Source organism: Gordonia sp. McavH-238-E, assembly GCF_022348225.1.
In the GTDB taxonomy this organism is placed as follows: domain Bacteria; phylum Actinomycetota; class Actinomycetes; order Mycobacteriales; family Mycobacteriaceae; genus Gordonia; species Gordonia terrae.
Genome location: NZ_JAKRFE010000006.1, coordinates 127,081 through 139,690 on the forward strand (window position 1 = coordinate 127,081; position 12,610 = coordinate 139,690).

Below are 12,610 nucleotides of genomic sequence, written 5' to 3' on the forward strand. Positions count from 1 at the left end.
TCACTCGGCGATGTCGACCCGGCTACGGGGTCGGGACAGGGGAAGGGGGATGGCTGCGGCGCGCAGAGCGGTGAGTCCGCCTTCGACGGGTACGTCGATGCCGTTGACCCAGGCGGCGTCCGGGCCGAGCAGGAAGTCGATCACCGATGCCGACTCGGCCGCGCTGCCGTGGCGGCCGACCATCGACGCCGATCGCGCGATGGCGTCGGCGCCCATCGACTGCTCGAAGTCGGACAGGATCGGGGTGTCGGTGGGGCCGGGGCTGACCGATACGGCTCGAATTCCCCGGGGCTGCAACGAAGCCGACAATGCGACCGTCCAGTCGACGACCGCACGCTTGGAGGTGTCGTACGCCGCGGGCCCGTCGATCTGCACTCGGGACAGCCAGGCGCGTAGCTCTTCTCGATCTCGTACGGCGAGCAGGCCGGCGATGTCGTCGTGTGCCAGTGTGTTCCGGTGCGCCGCGATCGAGGCGACGTTCACGACGGCGCCGCCCGCGGACATCCGCTCGAGTGCCCGAAACGTCAGTGCGCGCAGACCCAGGGTGTTGACCGCCAGGACCGTCTCCGCCGGAGCGGTGCCCGGGACCCCGGCGACGTTGGCCAGGGCGTCGAGGTGCTCGGGGAGATCCACTGCTGCAACCGCTTCCAGATCGGAGAGGTCGGTGAGAATCGAGTGGGCACGGTCATCCGGGCAGGGGACGATGTCGACGGCGATGACCCGCGTGCCGGGTTCACGGTCGAGGAGCCGCTGCACCAGGGCGAGTCCGATGCCCGAGGCGGCGCCGGTGACGACCATGGTGCGCGCGGCGGTTGTCGAACGGGTCATGCCATCACCGCCTGGATCTCGGTGAACTCGGCGATGCCCGCAGCGCCCAGCTCACGCCCGTAACCGGAGTTCTTGAGCCCGCCGAAGGGTACGGCCGGCCGTTCGCGGGTTCGTACGCCGTTGACCTTGACCTGACCGACGTCGAGCCGGGCCGCGACCTGGAGTGCATGGTCCCGGTCGGCGGACCACACCTCGGCCGACAGACCGTACTGGCTGTCATTGGCCAGCGTGATCGCCTCGGCGACGTCGCGGTAGTACTGCGCCACCAGGACCGGGCCGAAGATCTCCTCGCGGACCGCCGCGGCGGTGGGGTCGAGATCGCCGAAGACGATCGGGGAGACGAAGGAACGGGAGTCGCCGATGTCGAGACGCTCTCCGGCGCCGGCGATCACCCGGGCGCCGACCTGGCGTGTCTCATCGATGCGATCGAGCACTCGTTGCGCGTGCGCCGCGGAGGCGAGCGGACCGTGAGTGGTGTCCGGCGCGGTCGGGTCACCGAACACGAACCGTCCGAGTGCGGCGTCGATCAGGGCCTCGATGCGGTCGGCGGAGGCGGCGGGCACCACGAGCCTCGTGGTGGCGTTGCACGCCTGGCCGGAATTGACCAACCCGGATGCCAGGATTCGCGGCACCACGGCGTCGAGGTCGGCGTCGGGTAGGACGACGGCGGGCGATTTGCCGCCGAGTTCGAGGGTGGTGCGTGCCAGCGACTCCGCGGCCGCCGTCGCGACAGCCTTTCCCCCGTGGACACTGCCGGTGAACGACACGTGGGCGATGTCCGGGTGCGCGGCGAGAGCCTGGCCGGTGATCGGTCCGGTGCCGTTGACGATGGCGAAGGCACCCGCGGGGAGGCCCGCGTCGATGAAGCACCCGCGGACGAGGGCGGCGTCGAACGGGGTTGCCTCGGCGGGTTTGAGCACGACGGTGCAACCCGCGGCGAGTGCGGCCGCGACCTTCGCGATGATCTGATGCACCGGCATGTTCCACGGGGTGATCGCCGCCACGACACCGCCCGCCACGCGGCGCACGATCGCCCCGTCGGCGACCTGCTCCCACGGGAAGCTCTCGGTCGCGTCCGCAGTCGCGCGCAGCACGGTCGCCGGCAGCGCCTGCTGTGTCGCGGTGGCCAGTGTGGTGGGCATACCCATTTCGGCGGTCACCAGCGCCGCGATCCGGTCGCCGCGTCGATCGATGAGATCGGCGGTCGCCCGCAGGACGGCGGCTCGCTGGGCCGGCGGCGTCTGTGCCCATGCGGGCAGCGCGTTCGCCGCGGCGGCGACCGCTTCGTCGACGACGTCTTTCCCGGCTTCGCGGGTCGCACCGATCTCCCGATCGGTGAAGGGGTTGATCACCGGGATCGGAGCGCCGTCAACGAGTTCCCGGTCTCCGATCAGGGCGGCCGGGCCGGTCCCGAGACCGGTGGTCTCGGTCAGTTCGCCGACCTCGCTCATCGGGTGGCCTCGATCCGGACCGGCAAGGTCTTGATGCCGCGGAAGAAGTTGCTCTGCAATCGGTTCGGCGTGTCCAGGACGGTGATGCCCAGTCCCCGCTCGATGATGCGGGTGAAGAACAACCGTGCTTCGAGACGGGCGAGGTTCGAGCCGAGGCAGGCATGCGCGCCCCATCCGAAGCCGACATGTTCGTTGGGGAACCGGTTGCCGATGAACGTCTCCGGGTCGTCGAAGGCGCGTTCGTCGCGGTTGGCCGAGCAGAACCACATCACGACCTTGTCGCCCTCGCGGATCGTCTTGCCGTGCATCTCGATGTCGCGGGTGGCGGTGCGGCGCATGGACAGGACAGGCGAGACCCAGCGGACCATCTCTTCGACCACCACCCGGATCTTGGCGGGGTTCGCTCGCATGAAGTCCCACCACTGCGGATTCTCGGCCAGGGCGTTGACGCCGCCGGACAGCAGATTGCGGGTCGTCTCGTTCCCGGCGACCATCAGGATCAGGTAGTAGGCGTCGAGGTACCCACGTGACAGGGGTACGCCGTCGAGCTCGGCCGCGGTCAGGACGCTGATCAGATCGTCGGCGGGGCATTCGCGGCGTAGCTTCTCCAGTCCGCGGAAGTAGTCGAAGACCTCGTCGCGCGCTCGCACCGCGGTTTCCGGACCCTCGGAGTAGTCGGGGTCCTCGCTGGCCATCTGGTTGGTCCACCGCAACAGGTTCGGGCAGTCCTCGAGCGGCGCACCGAGCAACCGCCCGATCATGACCAGCGGGAGCTGCGCGGCGATGGAGGCGACGAAGTCGATGTCGCCGGCGCCGGCGTGGGTGTCGAGCAGCTCGTCGATGACCGCGGCGATGTCGCCTTCGAGCGACTTGAGCTTCACCGGCCGCACATGCGGGGTGACGATTCCGCGCAGTCTGCCGTGCTCGGGCGGATCGACGTGGTGGATGCTGCGAGCGCCCTCGCCCTCCGCGCGTCGGCTGGCGATCTGCGTGCCCTGCGTGACGGTGAAGTCGTCGGCGTTGGAGGCCACGGCCTTGACGTCCTCGTAGCGGGTCACCGACCAGAATCCCGGCCCGTCGGGTTCGGTGTTCCAGTGCAACGGGTCCTCGGTGCGCAACCGCGCGAACACGTCATGATCGACACCGGCCGCGAACGGGCGGAGATCCATCAGATCGATGTCGTCAGCGATGGTCATGTCTTCTCCAATGGACTCTCGTTTGTGACTGCACTTTCACTAAACCATAGTCTATGGTGTGTTGTGAACCACAACAGTACAAAAGTTCGAGATTGCCTACCTGCAACGACCGGCCGCTGAGGGTCGACCCGGCAATGCGACTCATGATTCGCAAACAGGAGTGATGTGTACCCACCGTCCACCGCGCGTACCCGCCCCGACGCCATCGCCTATGTGATGGCGGGGTCGGGGGAGCGCATCACTTACGCCGAGCTCGATCGTCGATCGAATCGACTGGCCCGATTCTGGCAGTCCCGCGGCGTCGGCCCGGGCGACTCGGTGGTGCTGGTCATGGAGAACAGTCTGGCCTGGCCGGTGGCGGTGGCCGCCGGGATGCGCAGCGGTCTGTACGTGACACCGGTGAACTGGCATCTCAAGCCGACCGAGCTCGCCGCACTCATCCAAGAGGACCGCCCGGCCGCGATAGTCACCAGTACGGCGCTCGCCGACCGGGTCGTCGCCGCGGTCGACGACTCGGTCGACGGCTCGGGACGGGACCAGACCGTGATCGTGTGCGCCGACGGCCCGGCGGACGGGTGTGTCGCCCTGGCCGACGCGCTCGCCGGCCAGTTGTCCGAGCCCCTTGAGCGTGAGTTGCTCGGTGCTCGAGTGCTCTACAGCGGCGGGACGACCGGACGGCCGAAGCGGTTCGCTCAACCGCTGCTCGGCGTGCATCCCGCGGACGCACCGCGCCGGCACTCGGGCCTCGTCGACGAACTCGGCGTCGGAGCCGACTCGGTCCTGCTGTCACCCGCCCCGAACTATCACGCGGCGCCGTTCACCTTCCAGCTGATCACGCTGGCGGCCGGCGGCACCGTCGTGTGCATGGAGAAGTTCGACGCCGCGGGGGCGATGCGAGCGATCACCGAATACGGTGTGACGCACTCGCAGTGGGTGCCGACCATGCTGATCCGCCTGTTGAACCTGCCCGACCGGGAGACGATCGCGCTCTCCCCGCGGCATCGGGTGGCGTTCACCTCGGGCGCCCCGTGTCCGCCGCATGTCAAAGAAGCGATCTTCGAATGGTGGGGCCCGGTCCTGCACGAGTACTACGGAGCATCCGAGGGGTACGGGCACACCTACATCTCGCCGACGGACGCGCGGTCGCATCCGGGGTCGGTGGGTCGACCGCTGGGTACCGCACGGGTGCACATCACCGACTCCGCGGGCGCGGACGTCGATCCCGGCGTCGAGGGCACGGTCTGTTTCGAGGCGGCCGGCGGACCCGACCGGCCGGCCGACGCCGCACGGCCGGTGTTGAAGCAGATGGGCGACATCGGATATCTCGACGACGACGGATTCCTCTACCTCGTCGGCCGTCGAGGTTTCATGATCATCTCCGGCGGGGTCAACATCTATCCCGAGGAGATCGAATCGGCTCTGCTGGCTCACCCGGCGGTCTCCGACGTGGCGGTGGTCGGCGTGCCGGACGCCGAGTTCGGCGAGTCGGTCAAGGCGGTCGTCGAGGTGCGCCCCGGCGCGTCCGTGAGCGAAGACGACCTGATCGCCCATGCGCGCGAACACCTGGCGCACTTCAAGGCGCCCCGGTCGGTCGAGTTCACCACCGACCTACCGCGCCTGCCCACCGGCAAGCTCGACAAACGCCGACTGGTCGATCGGTTCGCCACCCCCGGGGCCGATGCCGGTCGCCCGAGCAGATCGTCCGCGACACAGGGAGATCCGACGATGCCCACAGATCCATCCCAGCAAGGAGAACGAGTATGACGACCGAGACCTCCACCGCACACTTCGACGTGCTGCATGCCCTCAAGGTGAAGGGGCTCGCAACAGACGACATCCTGACCGCGCTGACGGGCCACCACGCGGACGCCCTGGCCGTGACCATCGAACAGCTGGCGGACGCCGGGTTCGTGATGCGCCGCGAGGGCGGCCGGATCTCGGGCACGATGATCACCCCGGCCGGGAAAGCCGAGTACGAGCGACTGTCCTCGGAACTCACGCTGAGTGAGTCAGAACGTGCCGCGGTGGACACGTTCCACGAGCGCTTCGGCCCGATCAACGGGGACTTCAAGAAGGTGTGCGCGGCGTGGCAGATCCGCCCGGACGAGACCCCCAACGATCACGCGGATGCCGACTACGACGCATCCGTCGTCGCCGAACTCGACCGAATCCACCACCGGATCGCGCAGGCGCTCGACGAGGTCGGCGCCGAGCTCCCGCGACTCGGCCGCTACCGGAGTCGGCTCTCGGCGGCCCTGGAGAAGGTGCACCGGGGTGACACCGCCGCATTCGCGCGCCCGATGTACGACAGCTACCACGACATCTGGATGGAACTCCACCAGGATCTGCTGCTGACCTCGGGTCACCAGCGTGGCGCGGGTGACGAGTAGGGACTGACGGGTCACCAGGTGGCTTCGACACGGCTCAACCAGTGGGAATGGTCGCACCCCCCGCTGGTCGAGCAGCGTCGACCGAGCGCAGCGAGGCCGCCGCGCCCGTCGAGGCCACCACCGGAGTCAGCGCAGTTGCGCCAGCCCGAACACGTCGTCCCGTGACATCGCCTGTCGCAGTGCGGTATCGGCGTCCGCCAGGGAGTCGTTGTCCGCGTCGACTCCGCTCAACCCGGACACCGAGACGTACCCGTCCGCGACCGCCGCACTGTCGGTTCCCTCGCGGAACCGGCCGCCGCGCCGCTCGTCGCGATTGATCAGCAGGCCACCCTCGGTACGGGACAACCGCAAGGTGAACATGCTCCGGTTCGCCAGAGGTGTCACCCGGATACCGCGCAGATCGGGGAAGTCGACGTCGGGGACGTTGACGTTCAACGTCATCGGGGTGGTGGGGGAGTCGGACATCCATCCGACGACGCGCTCGGCCACCGCTGCCGCGGTGTCGTAGCGGTGGTCTGGGGCGAACCCGCAGCTGACCGCGATACCGCTGACTCCGGCCACGCGCGCGGCCAGCACTGCGCCCACGGTGCTCGAGAACAGGATCGACCGCCCGGTGTTGTGGCCCTCGTTGATCCCGCTGACGACGAGTTCGGGCGGCGGCCCGAAGGCTCCGGCGCAGAACGCCACCACGGTCAGCGCCGGCGGACAGTCGAGAGCGAAGACCGGGGTGTCGCCGAGGTCGGGGATACGGTGCTCGGTCGTGGTGATCAGCGCACCGTCCTCGATCGTGCCGAGAGAACTCCCGCTCCCGCTCCGCTCGGAGCTCGGCGCGCCGACGACCACGTCGTGGTCGGCGGAGATCAGCGCGGTGGCCACCGCGATCAACCCATCGGCGTCGTAACCGTCGTCGTTGGTGACCAGCACACGCATCCGAACTCTCCTTTCGGCAGCCCGTCCAGTACCGCGCCGCCTGGATGAATAGTGACTCACTCATCACATATCTGTCCAGCCACACTCGCGTAGCGGAGGTAAAGAGCGTGTACAGAACCATGAGCCTGCGACCAGAGTGGTTGACAACGTGAGTGGGATCACAGAATAATGTGACACAGCGTTCGCTAACCACCGATGTGTGATTGCGAGATGCAGAAGCGGGCCGAGGGACTCGGCCGCTCGCTCATGACCAACTGGAAGGACGCCCGGACATGACCGCCTGGCCGATCTCGAACGAGACCTCGAAACTGTTCCCGCTGTACTCTCGCGCCAACGTCGGCGAGATCTTCCCGGACCCGATCACCCCGTTGAACGCCTCCCTCGGGTTCCAGCACACGCTGGAACCCGGATGGCGCGACGCGTTCGTGGCATGCGGCGTATGGGACGACGACCTGTACGACGACGCGGTGGCGTTCAACATCCTCCCGGCGTTCGGCAGCTACCTCTACATCAACATGTCGTTGATGCGGCTGTTCGGCGTGCGGGTGCCCGGCATGAGTGCCGAGGCCGTCGACCTGCAGTACTTCGGGGACATGCCCGGCATCCCGAGTTACGAGAGCGAAAAACGCGACTTCGACGAAAACGCCGAGTACGAGGCGAAAGCCGGTGCCTGGCTCAATGAGCAGGTGCTCGGCGCCACCGACCTCGCCGCCTACGACGCCGATCGCGTCGAGGTCGACGAGATCCGTCGCAGTCGGCCTGATCTGACCCAGTTGTCGGACAGTGAGCTCGTCGAGCGGATGAACTCGTTCGAGACCCTGCTCCGTCGGCTCTTCAAACATCACATCGAGGCCAGCCTGAAGTGCGGCGTCGGACTCGGTGCCATCGCGCAGCTCGCCGAGGCGGTCGGCAAACCGGAGCAGGCACTCACCCTGGTGGCCGGGCTGGGCAACGTCGACTCCGCAGGCCCCTCGCTGCGGATGTGGGAATTGAGCCGTCAGGCTCAGCATCCCGATGTCTCAGCGCTGTTCGATGCCGGCACCAAGGGGCTCTACGCCAAGCTCAAGGCCTCGGAGTCGCAGGCGGTCGGCGCGTTCGCCGCGCAGTTGGATGCGTTCCTCGCCGACTGGGACTTCCGTGGACCTGCCGAGTGGGAGATCCGCGCGATCACATGGGGTGTCGACCCCGACCTCACCCTGGCGACCATCGAGACGATGCGCGACGTTCCGGATGGGGAAGCGCCGGAGGCCAAGTCGGCGCAGCGAGCCGCCCAACGCGACGCCGCCGCGGCGGCGATCCGTGAGATGCTCGCCGGCGACGCCGAGACCGCAGGTCAATTCGAGGCGGTGCTCAATGCGTCGGCTCTGTGGATGCGCGGCCGGGAACGCGGCCGCACCACGGCCGCGATGCTGATCCACGAATTGCGCTTGCCCGCACTCGAACTCGGCCGTCGCTTCGCGGACCGGGGTGCGATCGACTCGCCGCGTCAGATCTTCATGCTCTTCGCCGACGAGCTGGCGGGGTTCCTCGACGATCCGGCGTCGTACCGCGACACTCTCGTCGAACGCGAGAAGGGGTACCTGGACCTGTTCGACCGCACGCCGCCGTTCGTCGTCGACGGCACCCCTGCGCCGATGTCCGAGTGGCCGCTGCGCTCGGAGTCGACCGTCGCCGCCGCATCCACCGGTGACACCATCACCGGAGTTCCCGCATGCGGCGGTGTCGCACGCGGCCGGGCGCGGGTGCTGACCGAGGCCTCGGACCCGTCGGCACTCGAACCGGGTGACATTCTCATCGCGCCGATCACCGACCCGTCGTGGACGCCGCTGTTCGTCACCGCAGCCGCGGTCGTCGTGGACGTGGGCGCACCCTTCTCGCACGCCGCGATCGTGAGCCGCGAACTCGGCATCCCGTGCGTGGTGTCGGCCACCGAGGCGACTCGACGCATCACCGACGGCGCGACCGTCGAAGTCGACGGGACCGCGGGCACCGTCACCCTCATCTGAAGTCCCATCTCGCCATCCGACTCGGCCGGCCCCGAGAGAGCCAATCCCCTCGGGGCCGGCCGCTCCACCCGTGCGCACCCGAGGAGAGCGATGCACGCCTCTGATATCTGTCCCACCTGGCTCGACACCGTGCTCACCACCACCGGGACGAAGGACGGCACGGTGGCGATCACCGAGTTCGCCACCAGCCCCATCGGAACCGGACAGGTCGCGGACAGCATCCGGACGACCGTGAGCTACTCCGCACCCACGTCAGCCCCGTCGTCGTTCGTCATCAAGGTCACCTCCGACAAGGAACAGAGCCGCGCGGCCGGTCGCAGTGAGCTGAACTACCTGCGCGAGGTGCGGTTCTATCAAGACATCGCACCCAACCTGCAGGTGCGCGTCCCGCGTTGCCATCACGCTGAGATCGACTCCAACAACACTGAATTCGCACTTGTCCTGGAGGACCTGACGCCGGCCCGGCCGGGTAACCAGCTGGCCGGGTGCACTGTCGGCGAGGTGCGACTCGCGGTGGAGCAGGCCGCGGGCATCCACGGGCCCTACTGGGGATCGGCGCAACTCGCCGGTACGCCCTGGCTCGACATCTCCGACACCTACTGGGCCCGCTTCACCGAGATGATGCCCGAATGGTGGGCCGGTTTCGTGGACCGGTACCGAACCCGGTTGTCCGCGGCCGACATCGAACTCGGAACGGCGTTCACCGAGCGCATCGCCGACTACTACACCGCACTGCGTACGATGCCGTTCACCATCCAGCACGGCGACTACCGGCCGGACAACGTCCTCTTCGACGCGGGTGGCGGCGACGTACCCCTCGCCGTTCTCGACTGGCAGACGGTCATCTTCGCGCCCGGGGTCGTCGATGTCGCCTACTTCATCGGCGGAGCGCTGGACCCGGAGACCCGTCGGGCATCCGAAGCCGAGCTCCTCGAGCACTACCACCGAGGGCTCCTCGCGCACGGGGTCACGGATTACTCACTGGCCGAACTGATGCGGGACTACCCGGTCGGCACCTTCCAGAACCTGGTGATCGGTGTCGCCGCCGCGATGCTCGTCGCGCGATCCGAGCGGGGTGACGAGCTGTTCACGGCCATGGTGGCCAACTCGCTGGCGCACGCCCGCGACCACGATGCGCTCGCGCGGATCGCCGCACTGAGCGGGCAAGGGGCAGTTCATGTCTGACACCGCCGTCCGAGAAGGTCGACCGCAGGTCGCCGCGTCCTCGATCGGAACCGACCGACTGGGCTTCTACACGCTCGGCGGGCACGTCGACGACCCCCGAGAGATGTTGGGCGAGCTCGCGCACGCTGAGCGTCTCGGCCTCGGGCAGGCATTCATCTCCGAACGGCTCAACGTCAAAGAGGCGTGTGCCCTGTCCGGGGCGGCCGGAGCCGTCACCGATCGCATCGGGATCACCACCGCGGCAACCAACATCAACACCCGCCACCCGGCGATCACCGCGGCCTTCGCGACCACCATGCATCGCCTCACCCGTGGCCGCTTCACCCTCGGCGTCGGCCGCGGTCTGCGCCCCCAGATCGCTGGGCTCGGACTCGCGCACACGACCACCGCACAACTCGAAGAGTTCGCTCATCTGATGCGCAGACTGTGGCGTGGTGAGACCGTGACCGATTACGACGGGGCGCTCGGCAGGTTCCCGGCGATCAAACTCGACCCCGGTTTCGACGAGGACATCAAGCTGGCCACCACGGCCTTCGGGCCCGAGACCCTCGCCATGGCCGGTCGCGCCTACGACCTCGTCGTGCTGCATACGTTCTTCTCCGACGAGACCACGGCCAGGGTCGTACGCACCGTCAAGGACGCCGCGGCCGCGGCCGGACGCGACCCCGACTCGGTCGAGGTGTGGTCGTGCTATGCCACCGTCACCGACGAGCTCGACGAACAGGTCATCCTGAAGAAGACGGTCGGCCGGATCGCCACCTACCTCCAGGTCTACGGGGATCTTCTGGTGTCGACCAACCGGTGGGATGTAGCCGCGCTGAACAGGTTCCGGGAGTCCGAGGTGGTGCGCGAGCTACCGGGATGGGCCGATGCCGTCGGGGACACCGCCACGTTCGAACGTCTCCGCGACGTGATCCCCGCCGAGTGGCTCGACTGCGCGGCCATGGGGACGCCACGGCATTGCGCAGAGAGAGTGCGGGCGCAGTTCGACCTGGGGGTCGACGGCGTGATCATGCACGGCGCGACACCCACCGAGCTCGACAGCACGGTCTCCGAATTCGTCGCTCTCGGCAGTTGACCGACAGAATCCATCAGAAAGTCATCACATGAGCACTGGCGCAGTACGACTCGTCGAACGCTACGTCTACGAACTGTACAACGACGAGCAGATCGACCTGGTCGACGAGATCTGCGGCGACCCGATGACACGCCACGGGGCGGGGAGTATCCGGTCACTCAGCCGACGCGAGCAACGAGAGCGCATCGTCGCCGACCTCGCCGCGCATCAGCCGAAGTTCACCGTGGTCACACTCGTCGGCGACGAGATGTTCGCGTCCCTCACCTGGAACGCCGAACGTCTCACGACGGGCGAGCGTCTCTGCGGCATCGAGATCTTCAAAGTCCACGACGGTGTCATCACCGATGTGTGGAATCCCGACTACCTCGAAGGATCCTGGTCATGACGCTGACAACGCCGAAGCTCATCGACACCACCGACGACATCACCGCAGCCTGGATGGAGGAAGTCCTCTGCCACGCCGGCCACGACACATCGATCGCGGCGATCACGATCGAGCCGATCGGCGCGGGCAATGTCAGCGACACCGTACGGGTGAGCGTCGCCTATGCCAGGCCGTCTCCCGGAGCGCCCGATGCGGTCGTGGTCAAGCTGAAACCCCGTGACCCTGATGTACACGCGCACGGATTGCGCAGTGGTGCATACCATCGCGAGATCGGCGCGTATGTCGACATCTCCGCGCGGAACGCCTGCCGGATCCCCTTGAAGTACTGGGTGGCCGGAGACGAGACCACGATCAATCTGGTGATGGAGGACCTGAGTACGAGTGCCGTTGCGGGAAACCAGGTTCAGGGCGCGACCGTCGAGGACGCGACAGCGGTGCTGACCGAACTCGCGAACGTGCACTCGGAGTTCCATCCGATGGACACCGCCACCGCGCCGGCATGGATGATCCGGCTGAGCGATGTCTGCGACTACTGGTCCGACGCGGCCGAACGCGGGGCGGGGCAGGCACTCACCCGGTTCGCCGATGACCTTCCCGACGACCATCTCGAGGCGATCCGTCAGGCGATCGAGCTCGTCCGGGTGTGGCACCTGCTCCCGCAGGAGCACCTCACCTTCACCCATGGTGATCCCCGCGTGGACAACGTGTTGTTCGAGTCGGTCGGAGACGTCCGACGCGCGGTCTTGATCGACTGGCAGGTCACCGGGCTCCGCAATCCCATGTACGACGTCGGGTACTTCATGTCGGGCAGTGTCGACGTCGAGGATCGTCGAGCGCACGAGCGCCGGCTGATCACCCACTACGCGGAGACCTTCGCGCAGAAGTCGACCGGCTACGACGGGGCGACAGCGCTGAGGGACTACCGCGTGCAGCTGCTCAGCGGCCTGTACATCACCCTGGCCGCGATCGACGTGCTCCCCGACAACGAGACGGTCAACACCCTCATCCTCGCGTTGCTGCGGCGGAACTGCGCCGCTGCGGTCGATTGGGACTCGGTGGCACAGGTGCGTGCACTGGCGGCGGAGTCGGCGTAGGCGCGTCGCGCACGGTCGCCGGTTCGTGCGGACCAGCCGCCACCCTCGCTCGGCGATGGGCCATGTG

The 12,610-nt window shown here is 67.7% G+C and carries 11 protein-coding genes; 7 read left to right on the forward strand and 4 right to left on the reverse strand.

Annotated features, from left to right (window positions below):
• The 3 genes from MHN80_RS10435 to MHN80_RS10445 are packed head-to-tail and all read right to left on the reverse strand — an operon-like array spanning window position 1 to window position 3,475.
• A complete protein-coding gene (locus MHN80_RS10435) occupies window positions 1–828 on the reverse strand; it encodes an SDR family oxidoreductase (RefSeq protein ID WP_239401379.1) in 828 nt (275 codons plus the stop codon).
• Complete coding sequence (locus MHN80_RS10440; protein WP_239401381.1) at window positions 825–2,279, reverse strand: aldehyde dehydrogenase family protein; 1,455 nt, start codon at window positions 2,277–2,279, stop codon at window positions 825–827. The genes MHN80_RS10435 and MHN80_RS10440 overlap by 4 nt, the downstream gene beginning before the upstream one ends.
• The gene (locus MHN80_RS10445) at window positions 2,276–3,475 is read right to left on the reverse strand and encodes a cytochrome P450 (RefSeq protein WP_239401383.1); all 1,200 of its coding nucleotides are present in this window, start codon (window positions 3,473–3,475) and stop codon (window positions 2,276–2,278) included. Before MHN80_RS10445 ends, MHN80_RS10440 begins: the two co-directional genes overlap by 4 nt.
• A 165-nt stretch (window positions 3,476–3,640) precedes the next feature.
• Here MHN80_RS10445 and MHN80_RS10450 point away from each other — a divergent pair, with 165 nt between their 5' ends.
• Both MHN80_RS10450 and MHN80_RS10455 read left to right on the forward strand, forming a co-directional pair.
• Window positions 3,641–5,239, forward strand: coding sequence for an AMP-binding protein (locus MHN80_RS10450; RefSeq protein WP_239401385.1), 1,599 nt, complete (start codon window positions 3,641–3,643; stop codon window positions 5,237–5,239).
• Window positions 5,236–5,865, forward strand: a complete 630-nt coding sequence (locus MHN80_RS10455) for a MarR family transcriptional regulator (protein ID WP_239401387.1) — start codon at window positions 5,236–5,238, stop codon at window positions 5,863–5,865. Before MHN80_RS10450 ends, MHN80_RS10455 begins: the two co-directional genes overlap by 4 nt.
• 126 nt (window positions 5,866–5,991) lie before the next feature.
• Here MHN80_RS10455 and surE read toward each other — a convergent pair whose 3' ends face one another.
• The gene (gene surE / locus MHN80_RS10460; protein WP_239401389.1) at window positions 5,992–6,795 is read right to left on the reverse strand and encodes a 5'/3'-nucleotidase SurE; all 804 of its coding nucleotides are present in this window, start codon (window positions 6,793–6,795) and stop codon (window positions 5,992–5,994) included.
• A gap of 272 nt (window positions 6,796–7,067) precedes the next feature.
• Here surE and MHN80_RS10465 point away from each other — a divergent pair, with 272 nt between their 5' ends.
• The 5 genes from MHN80_RS10465 (at window position 7,068) to MHN80_RS10485 (ending at window position 12,543) form a co-directional block, all read left to right on the forward strand.
• Window positions 7,068–8,801, forward strand: coding sequence for a PEP-utilizing enzyme (locus MHN80_RS10465; protein ID WP_239401391.1), 1,734 nt, complete (start codon window positions 7,068–7,070; stop codon window positions 8,799–8,801).
• Window positions 8,802–8,891: 90 nt separating this feature from the next.
• A complete protein-coding gene (locus MHN80_RS10470; protein WP_239401393.1) occupies window positions 8,892–9,986 on the forward strand; it encodes an ecdysteroid 22-kinase family protein in 1,095 nt (364 codons plus the stop codon).
• The gene (locus MHN80_RS10475; protein ID WP_239401395.1) at window positions 9,979–11,064 is read left to right on the forward strand and encodes a TIGR03857 family LLM class F420-dependent oxidoreductase; all 1,086 of its coding nucleotides are present in this window, start codon (window positions 9,979–9,981) and stop codon (window positions 11,062–11,064) included. Before MHN80_RS10470 ends, MHN80_RS10475 begins: the two co-directional genes overlap by 8 nt.
• 28 nt (window positions 11,065–11,092) lie before the next feature.
• Window positions 11,093–11,449 (forward strand): hypothetical protein, encoded by a 357-nt coding sequence (locus MHN80_RS10480; RefSeq protein WP_238418845.1) that lies wholly within the window; start codon window positions 11,093–11,095, stop codon window positions 11,447–11,449.
• A complete protein-coding gene (locus tag MHN80_RS10485; RefSeq protein WP_239401397.1) occupies window positions 11,446–12,543 on the forward strand; it encodes a phosphotransferase in 1,098 nt (365 codons plus the stop codon). The genes MHN80_RS10480 and MHN80_RS10485 overlap by 4 nt, the downstream gene beginning before the upstream one ends.
• The last annotated feature ends 67 nt before the right edge of the window (window positions 12,544–12,610 follow it).